The organism is Kushneria phosphatilytica (assembly GCF_008247605.1).
Classification (GTDB): Bacteria; Pseudomonadota; Gammaproteobacteria; order Pseudomonadales; family Halomonadaceae; genus Kushneria; species Kushneria phosphatilytica.
Genome location: NZ_CP043420.1, coordinates 1,318,008 through 1,334,447, shown reverse-complemented (window position 1 = coordinate 1,334,447; position 16,440 = coordinate 1,318,008). Strand labels below are relative to the sequence as shown.

The following is a 16,440-nucleotide window of genomic DNA, read 5'->3' as shown; positions in this document are numbered from 1 at the left end:
TTCGAATCGGATGAGCCGTGATCATCACGGCCCATCACATCATGCAAACCGCCCGGCGAACCGGGCGGAAATGAAGGTATTTCAGACGTCCAGCAGGAAGCGGGACGGATCCTCGAGCAATTCCTTGATGGTCACCAGGAACTGTACGGCATCCTTGCCATCGATCATGCGGTGATCGTAGGAGATGGCCAGGTACATCATGGGCCGAATCTCGACCTGCCCATTCACGGCCATCGGACGTTCCTGAATCTTGTGCATGCCCAGAATGGCGGTCTGAGGCGGATTGAGGATCGGTGTCGACATCAGAGAGCCGAAGATACCGCCATTGGTAATGGTAAAGGTGCCACCCTGCATATCTTCGATGCCGAGCTTGCCTTCACGACCACGCTTGCCGAAATCGCCGATCTGCTTTTCGACATCGGCCAGCTTCATCGAGTCGGTGTCCCGCAGTACCGGCACGACCAGTCCGCGCGGCGTTGATACCGCCACCCCGATATCCTGGTAACCGTGATAGACGATATCGGTACCATCAATCGAGGCATTGACATCCGGGAAGCGCTTGAGCGCTTCGGTGGCCGCCTTCACGAAAAAGCCCATGAAGCCCAGCTTGACGTCGTGACGCTTCTGGAAGCTATCCTTGTACTGACTGCGCAGCGCCATCACCGCACTCATGTCCACCTCGTTATAGGTGGTGAGCATGGCAGCCGTCTGCTGCGCCTGTACCAGTCGCTTGGCGATCGTCTGTCGCAGCCGGCTCATCGGCACCCGCTGTTCGGGGCGATCCCCCTCGATGGCTGCAGTTGCTGGCGCAGCCGCCTGCTGACTGACACCACCACTCGGGGCGCTCTCCTGCTGCTTCCCGCTCGATGGTTGACCGCTTGATTTCGAGCCGCCACTGCCCTTTTTGGCCGATCCGGCATCAATGGCTTTCTGCACATCTTCCTTGAGAATGCGTCCGCCCTTGCCGGTGCCTTCGATACGATTCACATCAAGATCATGTTCGGCAACCAGCTTGCGTGCTGCCGGCGCCAGTACCTTGTCACCGACCTTTTCGTCGCCCTGACCAGCACTTTCGTTGGCATCGCCAGCTTCGGCCTGACTGTCATCGCCACGGGCCTCGGCTGAAGCACCTGCGGCATCACTGCCGCCCTCGCTGAACAGCGCCAGCACCTGCTCCGATTCAACCTGACTGCCTTCTTCGGCACGAATCTCCGACAGCGCACCATCTGCCGGCGCAACCACTTCCAGCACTACCTTGTCGGTTTCGATCTCGGCCAGTACTTCGTCACGTTTGACGGCTTCGCCAACCTTTTTGGTCCAGCTGGCAACCGTACCTTCCTGCACCGACTCGGGGAACGAGGGTGCCTTGACCTCAACCGAACGTCCGGCATTGGAAGACTGACTGCCGGCATTCTCCTTCGAAGCACTCTCGTCGCTCGAAGCCTGCTGTTTGTCCTCAGCGGATGCCTGCTGGCTCTCCGAGGATTCGGAATCGCTCGGCTTGCTCTCCTCACCCTCTGACTGACTATCGGCAGCCCCCAGAGTACCCAGAACCTGCTCGGATTCGCAGGTTTCACCCTCTTCGACACGAATTTCTTCTACCGTGCCATCGGAAGGTGCCACGACCTCGAGTACCACCTTATCGGTTTCGATCTCGACGATCAGTTCATCGCGCGAAACCTTGTCGCCGGGCTTCTTGTGCCAGGTGGCCACGGTCCCCTCTGCCACGGACTCGGGGAAGCTCGGCGCTTTGATATCGGTTGCCATTGGAATTCCTTGGTTACTCGTCTCTCTCGATACCCGATTATTGGCCTTCGTACTGCCGATTGAAGGCGTCTTCGATCAGCTGGCGTTGCTGCTCGGCATGCACCGCCATGTAACCTGCTGCTGGCGCTGCCGAAGCTGCACGGCCGGCGAAGCACAGGCGGCGTCCCATTCCCTCCCTGAGGCGATCGGCCACATTACGAATATGGTGCTGACTCTGATACCAGGCGCCCTGGTTCTGAGGCTCTTCCTGGCACCATACCACCTGCTCGAGGTTGGTATAGGTCTCAAGCGCTTCATACAGTGAATCCTCGGGGAAAGGATAGAGCTGCTCGACCCGAACGATAACCGTATCGTCGCGCTTGTGCTCGGCCCGATGATTGGCAAGGTCGTAATACACCTTGCCAGCGCAGACAATCGCCCGCTTGACCTTGTCAGCGTCAAGCCTGCCCTGGTCAGGAATCACCATATGGAAATGCCCGCCGGCCAGATCATCCAGCGTGGACGTGGCATCCTTGTGACGCAGCAGGCTCTTGGGTGACATCACTACCAGCGGCTTGCGCAGCGACCGGATGACCTGACGCCGCAGCAGATGGAAAATCTGCGCTGGTGTGGAAGGCACACAGACCTGCATGTTGTTTTCAGCACACAGCTGCAGGAAACGCTCCAGTCGTGCCGAGGAGTGTTCGGGGCCCTGGCCTTCGTAACCATGCGGCAACAGCAGGGTCAGACCGCACAGGCGCCCCCACTTGCTTTCGCCCGAAGAGATGAACTGGTCGATGACGACCTGAGCCCCATTGGCGAAATCACCAAACTGGGCTTCCCATGCAATCAGAGCATTGGGCGTAGTGGTGGCATAGCCATATTCAAAGCCCAGTGCGCCCTGTTCCGACAGGAAGGAATCATACACATCAAACGAGGGCTGATTGGGCTTGAGATGCTGCAGCGGTATCCAGATGGCCCCATCCTTCTGGCTATGCAGCACGGCATGCCGATGCGAGAAGGTGCCCCGTCCCGTATCCTGGCCGGTCAGCCTCACCGGGTGGCCCTGATCGATCAGGGTGGCGTAGGCCAGCGTTTCGGCAAAGCCCCAATTAAGCGCCATTCCGCCAGCAAGCATCTTGCGACGATCTTCATAGATCTTGCTCACCTGACGCTGGAGCTGAAAATTCTCCGGCACCTCGCACATTTTGGTGGCGAGTTCCTGAAGGCGTTTCATATCGAACGAGGTATCAGCGACACCGGTCCACTCATGGCCCAGATACGGTGTCCAATCGACGAACAGTGCCCGGTTGGGCTCCTGAACCAGCGAGTTGGCCACGTGATTGCCATTGTCGAGATTGTCCCGATAGGCATCGACCATTGCCTTAGCGTCGTTTTCGCTCAGCACACCCTCTTCGACCAGCCGGCGTGCATAGAGTGTGCGCGTTGTTTCGTGGGTCTTGATCTTCTGGTACATCATCGGCTGTGTACCGGAGGGCTCGTCCGCCTCGTTATGACCACGACGGCGATAACAGATCAGATCCAGCACCACGTCACGCTTGAATTGCTGACGATAATCCAGGGCTACCTGAGTGGCATGCAACACTGCATCAGGGTCATCGCCATTAACGTGGAAAATGGGGGCCTGAACCATCTTGGCGATATCAGTGCAGTACTCCGTCGAGCGTGCATCATCACGACGCGACGTAGTAAAGCCAAGCTGGTTATTGATCACGATATGGATGGTACCGCCGGTCTTGTACCCTCGCAGTTGCGACATCTGCAGGGTTTCCATGACCACCCCCTGCCCGGCAAAGGCAGCGTCGCCATGGACAGCCAAGGGCAGCACCTGATCGCCGCTGTCATCATCGCGACGATCCTGGCGTGCTCGTACCGAGCCCTCGACCACCGGTGATACGATTTCAAGGTGCGAGGGATTGAAAGCCAGGGCGAGATGAATTTCGCCCCCAGGCGTCATCACGTTCGAGCTGAACCCCTGGTGATATTTCACATCCCCGGAACCATGCGCGAGCATCTTCTTGCCATCGAATTCATCGATCAGCTCACTCGGGCTCTTGCCAAGCAGATTGACCAGCAGATTCAGCCGCCCCCGGTGCGCCATGCCAATGACCACTTCCCGGGTACCGTAATTGCCTGAGCGCTGGATCAGTTCATCCACCATCGGAATGAACGATTCGCCTCCTTCAAGCCCGAATCGCTTGGTACCGGGGTAACGGCTGGCAAGGTAATTTTCCAATCCTTCGGCAGCGGTTAGTCGTTCCAGCACATGCTGACGAACATCATCGGAGTAAGCCGGCTTCGAGCGCACCGATTCAAAACGCTGTTCGAGCCAGCGCTTCTCTTCAGTGTTGACAATATGCATGAACTCGCAACCGATCGAGCGACAGTAGGTCTGCTCGAGCGCTTCGATAATTTCCTTCAGCGTCGCAGAGTCCTTGCCAATGAACAGGGAACCGGTCTGGAAGACTCGATCCATGTCGTCATTGGTAAGCTGATGAAAACCGGGATCGAGATCCGGAATGGGCTCGGGACTGCGTAGACCCAGAGGGTCGATATTGGCCCGCTGATGGCCCCGGAAGCGATAGGCATTGATCAACTGAAGGACACGAACCTGACGACGGTTCTCTTCATTGTCGACCTGCTCGGTAGCCGCAGTCGCTTTCGGCCGGCGCTCCTGTGACAGGCGCTCGAACTGGTCACGGATCGGACCAAGAGGCGTATCTCGTGTGGGCCCACCCTCGTAACCGGGCAGTGCATCGAAATACTGGCGCCACTCGTCGGGCACGGAAGAAGGATCGGCAAGATACTGCTCGTAGAGCTCTTCAACGTAATGGGCGTTACCACCACTCATGTGGGAGGTTCGCCACATCAACTCCATAATGCCTTCTTGCATCGTTCGGTCACCCTGCTGCTGTAGGGGTGGAATCGGCGACCGGCATGACCGGAACGCGCCGGCTTTACTCTACTTGCGGCATTTGCGCCTGATGCGGCGAAATGGCCACGATATTCAGACAGTCAATAGCCGGCTTGACACCGGCTATTCCTTCGGGGCCTGTCATTGCCCCCACGATTCAGGATCGCAGTGTCGACAATGATAACAAGCCCTGTGATCGGGTTTAAGCTGCATTCGATACCAGCAGGTCACGAATCTTGCCGATGGCCCGAGTCGGATTCAGTCCCTTCGGACACACCGCAACGCAGTTCATGATGCCGCGACACCGGAACACGCTGAAGGGATCATCCAGCTCCGACAGACGCTCCTGAGTGTGTGTATCACGGCTATCGGCCATGAACCGATAGGCCCAGAGCAGACCGGCCGGCCCGACGAACTTGTCCGGGTTCCACCAGAATGAAGGGCAGGACGTTGAACAGCAGGCACACAGGATGCACTCGTAGAGACCATCGAGCTTGTCACGCTCTTCGGGCGATTGCAGACGTTCAATGGCCGGGGGCGCTTCATCATTCTGCAGATACGGCTGAATACGCTCGTACTGCTTGTAGAAGATGGCCATGTCGACCACCAGGTCCCTGATAACCGGCAGCCCCGGCAGCGGACGCAGTACCAGCCGATTGTTCTTGACCACATCGGACAAGGGCGTCACACAGGCCAGACTGTTCTTGCCGTTCATGTTCATGCCATCCGAACCGCAGACCCCTTCGCGGCAGCTGCGACGATAGGCCAGGGTACTGTCCTGTTCCTTTATCATCTGGATGACATTGAGCACCATCAGATCACGACCCTGGGTATCGACCTCATAGTCGTGCATGTACGGTGCGTCATCGGTTTCCGGATTGTAACGATAGATGGAGACCGTGAGTCTGGACATCTCACTCCCTCTTTAATAAGTACGCGCTTTGGGCTGGAAGGTATCGACAGTGCGTGGCGAAAAGTTGACATCACGCTTGCCGAGGCGCTTCTCGCTCGGATAGTAGACAGAGTGCTTCAGCCAGTTTTCGTCATCGCGCTCGGGATAATCTTCCCGCGAGTGGGCACCACGGCTTTCCCGACGCTCCAGCGCTGCAATGGCAGTGGCTTCGGCAACTTCAAGCAGGTTATCGAGCTCCAGCGCTTCAACCCGAGCGGTATTGAAGGTATCGGACTTGTCAGGCAGCCAGGCCTTGTCAATGCGACTGCGTAGATCAGCCAGCTTGTCGACGCCCTTCTGCATGTACTCTTCCTTGCGGAAAACGCCGAAGTTGTTCTGCATGACCTGCTGCAGCTCGTTGCGCAGCGCAGGGATCGACTCGCCGGAGTCGTCAGATTCATTCCAGCGATTGAGACGCTTCATGGCGCCTTCGACATCGGATTCGCTCGGCTCGAGATACTCGATTCCCTCGTTGAGCGCGCTTTCGATGAACATGCCGGCCGCCCGACCGAAGACCACCAGGTCGAGCAGTGAATTGCCGCCAAGCCGGTTGCCACCGTGGACTGAAACACAGGCTACTTCACCGCAGGCATAGAGCCCGTTGATAACCCGATCATTGCCATCCTTGTCGATGGTCAGCGCCTGGCCATGAATATTGGTGGGAATGCCGCCCATCATGTAGTGACAGGTTGGCACCACAGGAATGGGCTCCTTGACCGGATCGGCATGAGCGAAGGTCCGCGACAGGTCGACAATGCCCGGCAGGCGCTTCATCAGCACTTCCTCGCCGAGATGGTCGAGCTTGAGCATGACGTGATCGCCGTTTTCACCACAGCCACGGCCTTCCAGCATTTCCTGGACCATGGCGCGTGCCACAACATCACGCGACGCAAGATCCTTGGCATTGGGCGCGTAACGCTCCATGAAGCGCTCGCCATCCTTGTTGATCAGATAGCCGCCCTCTCCTCGGCAACCTTCGGTGACCAGGCAGCCTGCACCGTGAATACCGGTCGGATGGAACTGCCACATCTCGATATCCTGCACCGGGAAACCAGCTCGCAATGCCATGCCGACACCATCACCGGTATTGATCAGGGCATTGGTAGTAGAGGAGTAGATACGGCCGGCGCCTCCGGTTGCCAGTACCGTGGCACGCGACTTGATCAGCACCGTCTCCCCGGTTTCGATGCACATGGCGATCACACCGACGACATCATTGGCACTGTTGCGCACCAGATCCACGGCATACCACTCATCAAGGAACACCGTGTTGTTTTTCAGGTTGTTCTGATAGAGCGTGTGCAGCAGGGCGTGCCCGGTACGGTCGGCTGCGGCACAGGTACGTGCTGCCTGACCACCCTTGCCAAAGTCCTTGGACTGCCCACCGAACGGACGCTGATAGATGCGGCCATTATCGAAGCGGGAAAATGGCAGGCCCATGTGTTCCAGTTCGAAGACCGCTTTCGGCCCTTCGGTACACATGTACTCGATGGCATCCTGATCGCCGATGTAGTCAGACCCCTTGACCGTGTCATACATGTGCCAGCGCCAGTCATCTTCGGGGTCGGCACTGGCAATGGCGCTGGTAATACCGCCCTGTGCGGAAACGGTGTGCGAGCGGGTCGGAAAGACCTTGGACAGCACGGCCGTCTGTTTACCGGATTTGGCCAGCTCCAGGGCGGCACGCAGGCCGGAGCCACCGCCGCCGATAATGATTGCGTCAAATGTCAGGCTACGCATTTGTGCCATGCTTCAGGCTCCCCAGAGGACTTGAACGCCCCAGACCACGAAAACGAAAAGCGCCAGGATCACGACAGTCAGTGTGGCGATCCGTATATTCGCCGGCTTGATGTAATCCGTTGCCACGATCCACAGCCCGACCCAGGCGTGCGCCGCCACGGAAAGCAGTGCCAGAAGGGTAAACACCTTCATCCAGGTCTGGGCAAAGAGGGATGACCAGGCACTGTAATCGAGATCGGAATGAAACAGCAGAAAGGCAACGATAAAGATCGTATAAAGCGCCAGGATAACAGCGGAAACACGCTGAATCAGCCAATCGGAGACGCCACTGCGCCCCAGATTCATGATGCTGGTTACCATACCCATACTCCACTCAGAACCACGAGAACCGCAGTGATGATGATCGTCAGCTGAGCGCCTCGCTGACCGCTTTGCAGGGTCTCACCGTACCCCATGTCCATGATCAGATGACGGATACCGGCCACAAAGTGATAGGAGAGAGCCGACAGCAGCCCCCAGGCGATCAGTTGAGCGAGCGCATTACCGGTCAGTGCATCACGTACCGAGGCAAAACCCTCGGGAGAAGACAGGGAGGTATCGAACGCCCAGAGCACAAAGATCAGCCCGACGAACATGATAACGCCGGTAATGCGGTGAGCGATGGATACGAGTGCGGGAAGCGGGAACTGGATGGAGGAAAGGTCAAGGTTGGTCGGACGCTTGACGCTTGTACTGGGGCGTTTACTAGTCACGATTCTTTCACTCTCTCGACCCGGTTCGGCAGACCGACCGGGGTTGATTGGAGGTAGGTCAGACGGGTCAGGCCAAACCACGCTGCAGGCCCGGGCAAGCGCCTGTCGTGCGGTCAATTATTATATGCCCGGGCATGCCGGATGACAAATTGACGCACGTGAATGACATCCGCTCAAAAGCGTTGAAACGGTTGTGTCCGGACAGTACTCGGACCATGCTTGAAATGATAGCGGACCGCGCCTCGCCGGATTGGCGGCAAATTGACAATCGCCCGCCAAAATCTATAGTGGGCTGACTTTATATGGCGAACATATCAGGCGGGACAGTAGCTTACCCAACATTGAGGAGGCCACAATGGCTGACAGGAAGGCGCAGCTGACCATCGAGGGGCTGGACGCTCCGATTGACCTGCCAATTTACTCAGGCACGGCAGGACCCGAGGTTATCGACGTACGCGACCTGGTCAAGAGCGGCTACTTCACATACGACCCCGGCTTTGTTTCTACCGCCTCCTGCGAATCAGGCATCACCTTCATTGATGGTGCCAATGGCATTCTGCTGCATCGCGGTTATCCCATCGATCAACTGGCCGATCACTCCAATTTCACCGAAATGGCCTACCTGCTGCTCGAAGGCGAACTGCCCAACGATGAGCAGTACGAGGATTTCAATAGCCGTATTCGCAATCACACCATGGTGCATGAGCAAATCGCCAACTTCTTCAAGGGGTTTAGGCGCGATGCTCATCCCATGGCTGTCATGTGCGGGGTTGCCGGCGCACTTTCTGCCTTCTATCACGACAGCCTGGACATCACCAAGGAGTATGACCGTGAAGTGTCGGCCATTCGCCTGATTGCCAAAATGCCCACCCTGGCTGCCATGTGCTACAAGTACAATATTGGTCAGCCCTTCATGTACCCGCGTAACGACCTGGACTACGCAGAGAACTTCCTTTACATGATGTTCGGCAACCCCTGCGAGGAGTTCAAGGTTAATCCCGTGATGGCCAAGGCCATGGACCGCATCTTCATGCTCCATGCCGATCACGAACAGAATGCCTCCACCTCCACCGTGCGCCTGGCAGGCTCGACCGGTGCCAACCCCTTTGCCTGTGTCAGTGCCGGCATTGCTGCTCTATGGGGTCCGGCACATGGTGGCGCCAATGAAGCCGTCCTCAACATGCTTGCCGAAATCGGTGATGAGTCCGAGGAGAACATTCAGCGTTACGTCGACCGTGCCAAGGACAAGAACGATCCCTTCCGACTGATGGGCTTCGGTCACCGCGTTTATCGTAACTTTGACCCACGCGCCAAGGTCATGAAAGAGACTTGCGATGAAGTGCTCAGCGAGCTGGGCATGGGAGATGATCCACGTCTCAAGATCGCCAAGCGTCTTGAAGAGATTGCACTCGAAGACGACTACTTCATTGAGCGCAAGCTCTACCCCAATGTGGATTTCTATTCGGGCATCATTCTCAAGGCTCTGGGGGTCCCCACCAACATGTTCACGGTCATTTTCGCCGTAGCCCGCACCATTGGTTGGGTATCGCACTGGAACGAGATGATCGCCAATGGTGTTCGCATCGGTCGTCCACGCCAGCTTTATACTGGCTATACCCAGCGTGATTATCCCAGCCAGGGCTGAGCAGCGCTTAAAGCTTTTCCATTGCCCGCTGGCCCATCAGGTCAGCGGGCATTTTCATGTCAGGGCCACCATTTAAACCACAAGCGCTCGGCTCCGGATCGATAGTGGTACCCTCTCCCTGCTCTGTTCAATGTCCTCTGGTTTTCCCTGCCAGGAGAAGGGTGTCATGTTTTCCACACTTTCTGTGGATAACATTGTGGGTAACCACTGCAGAACCGTCTTCAATCGCCATGACAGAGGGCTTATCTACAAATTGGGCAATTTTTAGCCAACTGTAAGCTACTGAATTGAAAGGGTTTTATAAAAAAACCAGTCAAAACACAGGTTAGCGGAGCAGGAGTGAATGTTTCACGACAGAGAGGTCACGGCAGTGGACAAGTAAGTAGCCGTGTCAAGAGGCAAAAGGCCGGATTTCGGTTTGATGTCATGGATGTGATAACTGCATGACAGCATCGATTGGACGGCAATGGCCGATCCGCGATGACTTTCTACGACGCAGACGGGAAACCATGAGAGGAGAATGGTGGAGCCTAGCGGGATCGAACCGCTGACCTCGACACTGCCAGTGTCGCGCTCTCCCAGCTGAGCTAAGGCCCCACTTGCTGCCTGCCGAGCCTCACCCTGCAGGTGGGACCGCGTCAGGAACGGGGCGCATGATACGCATGCGCCCCATCATGGTCAAGCGCCGGCCTGACCGATTTCACGGTACTGCTTTTCGAGCCTTTTGGTCTGCTTTTTGGAGACACCTCCCAGCTGCTCGATGGCATGCCGCAAGCGGGCCCGGGTCATGTCGGAACCGAGAATGACCATGGCATCCATAACCGATGTCGAAGTCTGGCTACCGGTAATGGCTACAAACACGGGCGCCAGAAAAGCCTTCATCTTCAGCTCGAAATGACCGGCAAGTTCCTGCACAACCGACAACAGATGCTCCTTGTCCCAATGGCCAACGGCTTCGAAACGCCAGACCAGAAACTGCAGCAGGGTCACGATAGTCTCCTGCTCAAGCCGAATGCCCTCAAAGCTGTTCGCATTGATATGTGGCAACCCGCTGAAGAAATGTCCGGCCAGAGGCATGACCTCGGCAAGTGTCTGCACCCGTGGACGCACTTCCGGCAGAATCCGTCCAACATACTCCTCGTTGAAGGACCACTCCATCAGCCGGCGCATCAGGGCCTCATCATCGAGATCCTCACGAATATAAACGCCGTTGAGCCATGTCAGCTTTTCCAGATCAAAGACCGGCCCGCCCAGCGAGATCCTGTTGATGTCGAAATGCGCCATCATTTCATCAAGGGTGAACTTTTCGCGGTCGTTCGGCATCGACCAGCCCATGCGTCCCAGATAGTTGATGACAGCTTCGGGCAGGTAACCCATCCGCCGATAGTAATTGATCGATGTTGGATTCTTGCGCTTGGAGAGCTTTGACTTGTCAGGGTTGCGCAGCAGCGGCAGGTGACAGAGCTCGGGCATCGGCCAACCAAAATATTCATAAAGCAGCCGATGTTTGGGCGCCGAGTTGATCCACTCCTCACCACGCAACACATGGGTGATGCCCATCAGGTGATCATCGACCACATTGGCCATGTGATAGGTCGGCATACCATCGGATTTGATCAGTATCTGAGCATCGACCTGCGCCCAATCCAGCTCGATCTCACCTCGTAGCATGTCATGAATGACACAGGTGCCCTCGTCAGGTACATGCATGCGGACAACACTGGACCAACCTTCCTGTTCACGTCGGGCCCGTTCCTCTTCAGGCAAGGCCAGATCAGCAAACTTGAGGGCGGTATAAAGCCCTTGTGCCTTGCGCGCCTCGCGCATTTCATCGAGCTCTTCGCCGGTACGATAGCAGCGGAAGGCATGACCGCTCTCGAGCAGACGCTGAGCGTAATCGGTATAGATGCCGCCGCGCTCACTCTGCCTATAAGGGGCGTGAGGACCGCCAATATCAGGCCCTTCGGACCATTCGATACCCAGCCAACGCAGAGAATCGAGGATCATCTGCTCGGATTCACTGGTGGAGCGTTCACGATCGGTATCCTCGATACGCAGGATGAACTCACCACCATGCTGACGGGCAAAGCAGAGATTGAACAGAGCCACATAGGCAGTGCCAACGTGAGGATCGCCGGTCGGCGACGGCGCGATACGGGTACGTACAGTCATGGAGCCTTCGTCAGCCTTGAGAATGAAACGGTGTTACGATTATACGTGAATCGAACGGCTTTCTGGCAGCATCGACACGAATGCATGGCGCTGCTGCGACAACGCGTCACTGGGCCGCTGTAACCTGCCGTTTCTACACTATCGATTTCCAGGGCCACCCGGAGGTTTCATGGCTCAGCTTCCTACCGTGCGCCAGTGGCTACGGACCACCAGTCGACGAGCCGGACCATGGCAGCGGCTCAGTGTGCTGGCTGGTACGCTGTCGACCCTGCTGTTACTGGTGCAGGCCTGGTCGATCGCTACTGTCGCCCAGCGAATGGTGCTTGACCACGCCCCATTGAGCACCCTGCTATTGCCCCTGTGTCTGCTACCACTGGCCTTTGCCGGCCGTGGCGCGCTCGCCTGGCTCAAGACCTGGGCCGGTGCCCGGGCCGGTATTGCCATCAGGCAGTCGGTCCGCCGTGACCTGCTCGAGCGTCTTGCACGGCTCGGTCCACTCTGGGCACAGCGCCAGCATAGCGCCACCCTGGGCAACCGTATCTGGGATCAGGTTGATGCCTTACAGAACTATCATGCCGACTTTCGCCCCCAGACCATGCTCTGCGCCACCGTACCGTTGATCATTCTGGCCGTGGTCTTTCCTCTCAACTGGGCCGCCGGCATCATTTTAATGGTTACCGGCCCCCTGATTCCGCTCAACATGATCATGGTCGGATTCGGTGCACGCGGTCGTCAGGAAGCACAGTTCCTCGAAATGGGACGCATGAGTCGCCACTTTCTGGATACCCTGCGAGGCTTGCCGACGCTCAAGCTTTTTGGGGTCAGCCGACGTCACGCCGATAACGTCTTCGAAGCCTCGGAAAATTTTCGGCAGCGCACCATGCGAGTACTGCGTCTCGCCTTTCTCTCCTCTACTGCGCTTGAATTTTTCTCCTCGGTTTCGATTGCCATTCTGGCGCTCTATATCGGTTTTTCCTATCTCGGCCAGTTTCATTTCGGCACCTGGGGACATGGCATAGACCTTTTCATCGGTCTTTTTCTACTGATCCTGGCGCCCGAGTTCTATCAGCCGCTACGTGATCTCGGCGTGCATTATCATGCCAAGGCGGAAGCCGAAGCAGCCGCAGAAGATCTGATCCCCATTCTTGAGCGACCAATTGCCGAACAGCAGGCCTTTGAATCATGGGAAGTGCCCGAATCGCTGTCACTTCGCCTGCAGCAGGTAACCGGGCGATATGCCGGTCAACGCTCACCGGCCCTCTCGAATCTGGACATGACGATCAAGGCAGGAGAACGCGTAGCCGTCATCGGCCCCAGTGGCGCTGGCAAATCCACGCTGCTCAATGTGCTGATGGGGTTCATGCGGCTGGAAGAAGGCGCCCTGCTGGCGCAGGGTGACGACGGTCAGGAAATCGACATCGCGCGACTTGCGCCCGAACAGTGGCAACGCTCCATCGCCTGGGTTGGACAACGGCCAGTTATTCTGTCCGGGACACTGGCAGACAACCTGCGACTGGCCAATATCGAGGCCAGTGACGAGCAGTTGCATGAGGCACTTGCCCAGGCTGACCTGAGTGACTGGGTCAAGCGCTTACCAGATGGTCTGGAGACCCTGCTGGGTGATCGGGGGCAACCCGTTTCCGGTGGGCAGGCGCGACGCATCGCCCTGGCACGCGCCTTCTTGCGCGATGCACCACTACTGCTGCTTGACGAACCTACTGCCAGTCTTGACCGGGATAGTGAGGCACGCGTACTGGCCGCACTGAAGCGACTCTGTCAGGGCAGAACCGTCATCATGCTGACTCATCGACTCGCCCTGCTGCAGCTCTCCGACCGAGTGCTGATGCTGGACCAGGGGCGCGCCGTGGCAATCGATACTTTCGAAGCCCTGCGCGCTCCGGGCGGCCCACTGGCAAACAATACTTCAAGGGAGGCGGCTCATGTCCGCGCCTTCAGCTGATCCAGCCCGTGTTGATCTGCGCCCCTGGCTTGGCCAGATGCGCCCTTTTGCATGGCTAATGGCACTGGGCATTCTGCTCAATCTGATTGCACTGGCTTCCAGCGTCGGATTGATCGCCCTCTCCGGCTGGTTTCTTTCTGCCGCTGCAGTGGCCGGCACCAGTGCCGCGACTGCAGCCACTTTCAATTTCCTGCTACCCTCGGCGGGGGTCAGGGGGTTTGCCATTACCCGAACAGCGGGCCGTTATGGCGAGCGTGTCGCTTCTCATGAGGGCACTCTGAAACTCCTGTCACGCTTGCGCTGGCACCTCTACCGAGCCATTGAGCCTCTCTCGCCTACTGCACTGCAACACTATGGCAGCAGCGATCTGATGGCACGGCTGACTGCTGATGTCGATGCGCTCGACAATCTCTATCTGCGCGTGGTGACACCATCGATCGTGGCACTGGGTATTATCGTGCTGTGTGGTGTCATCATTGGTGTATTCGCGCCTCCCATTGGACTTTTCGCGGCCGTGGCGCTGGCCATTTCCGGTACACTTGGCCCGTGGCTTGCCTGGCGGCGCGGTCATCATCTCTCCCACCGCTGGCAGGTTCTGAACACGCATCTGCGAGCCCGACTGCTCGAGCGCCTGCCGGCGCTTTCCGAACTGCTGCTCTACGAACGATGGCAACCCGAAACCGAGAGCCTTTTGAAGGATCAGCAGGAGCGCGACGCTCATGAGCTGGCCCTTGCGGGGGTATGGGGGCGTTCACAGCTGCTTTCACAGATTCTACTGGGCATTACCATTACCGTCGTGTTGGCCATGGCGGCCTGGTGGTCGCTGCATCGCAATCTATCGCCAACCCTGATTGCGCTAATGGGATTAAGCATCATGGGCGCCTTCGAAGCTGTCGCCATGCTGCCCCAGGCCTGGCAGAACCTGGGACGAATTCAGCGCGCTGCAGGCCGTCTCGAAGAACTGACTACCCGGGTACCGAGCATCTGTTTTCCTGCCGAAAGTTTGGACAAGCCAAACGACAACGGACTCGATATCCGTGAGCTGGAGGTCAGGTTCGATGATGGCACCACCGCCCTGAGCAACTTCTCGCTGACCCTGGCACCCGGGGAGCATTTTGCTCTGCTGGGGCCCTCGGGAGGTGGCAAAACAACGCTACTCAATACCCTTGTACGCTTTTTGTCACCGACTCATGGCAGGATCCTGCTGGGAGGTGTGTCCATAGACGCCCTGGATGAACCTACCCTGCGAGCCTCGATGGGCATCGCGCCTCAGGATACCCATTTGTTCGTGGCCAGCTATCGCGACAATCTGAAGCTTGGCAATCCGGAAGCCGGCGATGACGAACTGCATCAATTACTGCAGGCGCTGGACCTGAGCGATTGGCTGAGCGATCAACCCGAGGGCCTCGACAGCTATCCTGACGAAGGCGGCAGTTCACTGTCAGGTGGCCAGCTCAAGCGTTTCGGTATTGCCCGTGCCCTGCTGACCCATGCCCCCATCCTGCTATTGGACGAGCCGACCGAAGGACTCGATGAACAAACCGCACGTCGCGTGCTAAGCACGATCCGGACGCATGCAAAAGGACGCACACTGTTGATGATCACGCACCATGTGAGCGGACTTGATCAGCTCGATCGCATCGGCATCATGGATGAAGGGCATCTGTTGGAGATAGGCCCACCACAGCAACTGCTTGAAGATATCGACAGCCGATTCAGTGCCTTGCAACAACAGATCGTGCTTTAACCCCGAGAGGTAGTCTCTCGTGCTGAAACATTTACCGGATGGTTATACGGCTCTGATTGTCGGCGGAGGCGGCATTGCTCGCGCTCTACTGCGGGCTCTGAGCGATGATCCACGGCCAGGCCGGCTGCTGCTGGTGACTCGTCACACACCCGAGAATGACGAGCGCGGCGCGTTACCGGAGGATCCGCGTCTGGAGATCATCGAAACCGATGTCACTCATGAGGCCGGGCTTGAAATCCTGCACGAGGCGCTGGGAAGCCAGCCGGTTCATCTGCTGTTTAACACCATCGGTGTATTACATCAGCAACAGGCCGGCAATTCCTCACTCTGGCCGGAAAAGCGTCTTGAGGAGCTTTCCTTCAACGCACTCATGCACAGTTTCCATATCAATGCAGCCACTGCTGCAATGCTGCTCGCCATACTGCATGAAAACCTGATGCGCCATCCCGTGATCGTGGCGTCATTATCTGCCCGGGTAGGATCGATCGGAGACAATGGCTTTGGGGGATGGTACAGCTATCGTGCAGCCAAGGCGGCTCACAACATGCTGATGAAAACCGCAGCCATCGAACTGAGTAGGCGTAATCATCAGGCTATTGTGCTCTGCCTGCACCCTGGCACCACCGACACCAGGCTTTCACAGCCTTTTCAGACCCGAGTGCCGGCAGGCAAACTGTTTTCAACCGATTTTGTTGCCGAGCGACTGCTCAGGGTACTCGATGCCCGTACCCCGGAGGATACGGGCACCTTTCGGGACTGGAACGACCAGCCCATCGAGTGGTAGGACGCCA

The 16,440-nt window shown here is 57.5% G+C and carries 11 protein-coding genes and 1 tRNA gene; 4 read left to right on the top strand and 8 right to left on the bottom strand.

Going from position 1 to position 16,440, the window contains the following annotated elements:
* Window positions 1-81: 81 nt before the first annotated feature.
* The 6 genes from odhB to sdhC form a co-directional block, all read right to left on the bottom strand.
* Window positions 82-1,767: a 2-oxoglutarate dehydrogenase complex dihydrolipoyllysine-residue succinyltransferase gene (gene odhB / locus FY550_RS05955; RefSeq protein ID WP_149054417.1), complete on the bottom strand. Its 1,686-nt coding sequence runs from the start codon at window positions 1,765-1,767 to the stop codon at window positions 82-84.
* Between the two features lie 37 nt (window positions 1,768-1,804).
* Window positions 1,805-4,660 carry a 2-oxoglutarate dehydrogenase E1 component gene (locus FY550_RS05950; protein ID WP_149054416.1) on the bottom strand — a complete coding sequence of 952 codons (2,856 nt, stop codon included), beginning with the start codon at window positions 4,658-4,660 and terminating at the stop codon, window positions 1,805-1,807.
* Window positions 4,661-4,883: 223 nt separating this feature from the next.
* Entirely contained in the window at window positions 4,884-5,594 is a 711-nt protein-coding gene (locus FY550_RS05945) for a succinate dehydrogenase iron-sulfur subunit (RefSeq protein WP_070976625.1), read from the bottom strand.
* Window positions 5,595-5,606: 12 nt separating this feature from the next.
* Entirely contained in the window at window positions 5,607-7,382 is a 1,776-nt protein-coding gene (sdhA, locus tag FY550_RS05940; protein WP_070976622.1) for a succinate dehydrogenase flavoprotein subunit, read from the bottom strand.
* Between the two features lie 3 nt (window positions 7,383-7,385).
* The gene (gene sdhD, locus FY550_RS05935; protein WP_070976619.1) at window positions 7,386-7,733 is read right to left on the bottom strand and encodes a succinate dehydrogenase, hydrophobic membrane anchor protein; all 348 of its coding nucleotides are present in this window, start codon (window positions 7,731-7,733) and stop codon (window positions 7,386-7,388) included.
* Window positions 7,727-8,125, bottom strand: a complete 399-nt coding sequence (sdhC, locus tag FY550_RS05930) for a succinate dehydrogenase, cytochrome b556 subunit (RefSeq protein WP_070976616.1) — start codon at window positions 8,123-8,125, stop codon at window positions 7,727-7,729. The genes sdhD and sdhC overlap by 7 nt, the downstream gene beginning before the upstream one ends.
* A 355-nt stretch (window positions 8,126-8,480) precedes the next feature.
* Between sdhC and gltA the strand changes: the two genes are divergently transcribed.
* Window positions 8,481-9,770: a citrate synthase gene (gltA, locus tag FY550_RS05925; protein ID WP_070976613.1), complete on the top strand. Its 1,290-nt coding sequence runs from the start codon at window positions 8,481-8,483 to the stop codon at window positions 9,768-9,770.
* Between the two features lie 521 nt (window positions 9,771-10,291).
* Here gltA and FY550_RS05920 read toward each other — a convergent pair.
* Window positions 10,292-10,367 (bottom strand) — tRNA-Ala (locus tag FY550_RS05920).
* An 81-nt stretch (window positions 10,368-10,448) separates the two neighbouring features.
* Complete coding sequence (gene gltX, locus FY550_RS05915; protein WP_070976610.1) at window positions 10,449-11,942, bottom strand: glutamate--tRNA ligase; 1,494 nt, start codon at window positions 11,940-11,942, stop codon at window positions 10,449-10,451.
* A gap of 169 nt (window positions 11,943-12,111) precedes the next feature.
* Here gltX and cydD point away from each other — a divergent pair, with 169 nt between their 5' ends.
* From cydD to FY550_RS05900, 3 genes are read left to right on the top strand one after another with little or no spacing between them, the layout of a single operon-like run.
* On the top strand, window positions 12,112-13,902 hold the full coding sequence (cydD, locus tag FY550_RS05910; RefSeq protein WP_070976607.1) for a thiol reductant ABC exporter subunit CydD: 1,791 nt from the start codon (window positions 12,112-12,114) through the stop codon (window positions 13,900-13,902).
* Entirely contained in the window at window positions 13,883-15,649 is a 1,767-nt protein-coding gene (gene cydC, locus FY550_RS05905; protein ID WP_070976604.1) for a thiol reductant ABC exporter subunit CydC, read from the top strand. The genes cydD and cydC overlap by 20 nt, the downstream gene beginning before the upstream one ends.
* 19 nt (window positions 15,650-15,668) lie before the next feature.
* Window positions 15,669-16,433 carry an SDR family NAD(P)-dependent oxidoreductase gene (locus tag FY550_RS05900; protein ID WP_070976601.1) on the top strand — a complete coding sequence of 255 codons (765 nt, stop codon included), beginning with the start codon at window positions 15,669-15,671 and terminating at the stop codon, window positions 16,431-16,433.
* Window positions 16,434-16,440 lie beyond the last annotated feature (7 nt).

Coding starts and splice junctions, on each gene's coding strand:
- FY550_RS05945 (WP_070976625.1), bottom strand. CDS start 5,594: ATGTCCAGACTCACGGTCTCCATCTATCGTTACAATCCGGAAACCGAT.
- cydC (WP_070976604.1), top strand. CDS start 13,883: ATGTCCGCGCCTTCAGCTGATCCAGCCCGTGTTGATCTGCGCCCCTGG.
- odhB (WP_149054417.1), bottom strand. CDS start 1,767: ATGGCAACCGATATCAAAGCGCCGAGCTTCCCCGAGTCCGTGGCAGAG.
- gltA (WP_070976613.1), top strand. CDS start 8,481: ATGGCTGACAGGAAGGCGCAGCTGACCATCGAGGGGCTGGACGCTCCG.
- gltX (WP_070976610.1), bottom strand. CDS start 11,942: ATGACTGTACGTACCCGTATCGCGCCGTCGCCGACCGGCGATCCTCAC.
- sdhA (WP_070976622.1), bottom strand. CDS start 7,382: ATGGCACAAATGCGTAGCCTGACATTTGACGCAATCATTATCGGCGGC.
- sdhD (WP_070976619.1), bottom strand. CDS start 7,733: ATGGTAACCAGCATCATGAATCTGGGGCGCAGTGGCGTCTCCGATTGG.
- cydD (WP_070976607.1), top strand. CDS start 12,112: ATGGCTCAGCTTCCTACCGTGCGCCAGTGGCTACGGACCACCAGTCGA.
- FY550_RS05950 (WP_149054416.1), bottom strand. CDS start 4,660: ATGCAAGAAGGCATTATGGAGTTGATGTGGCGAACCTCCCACATGAGT.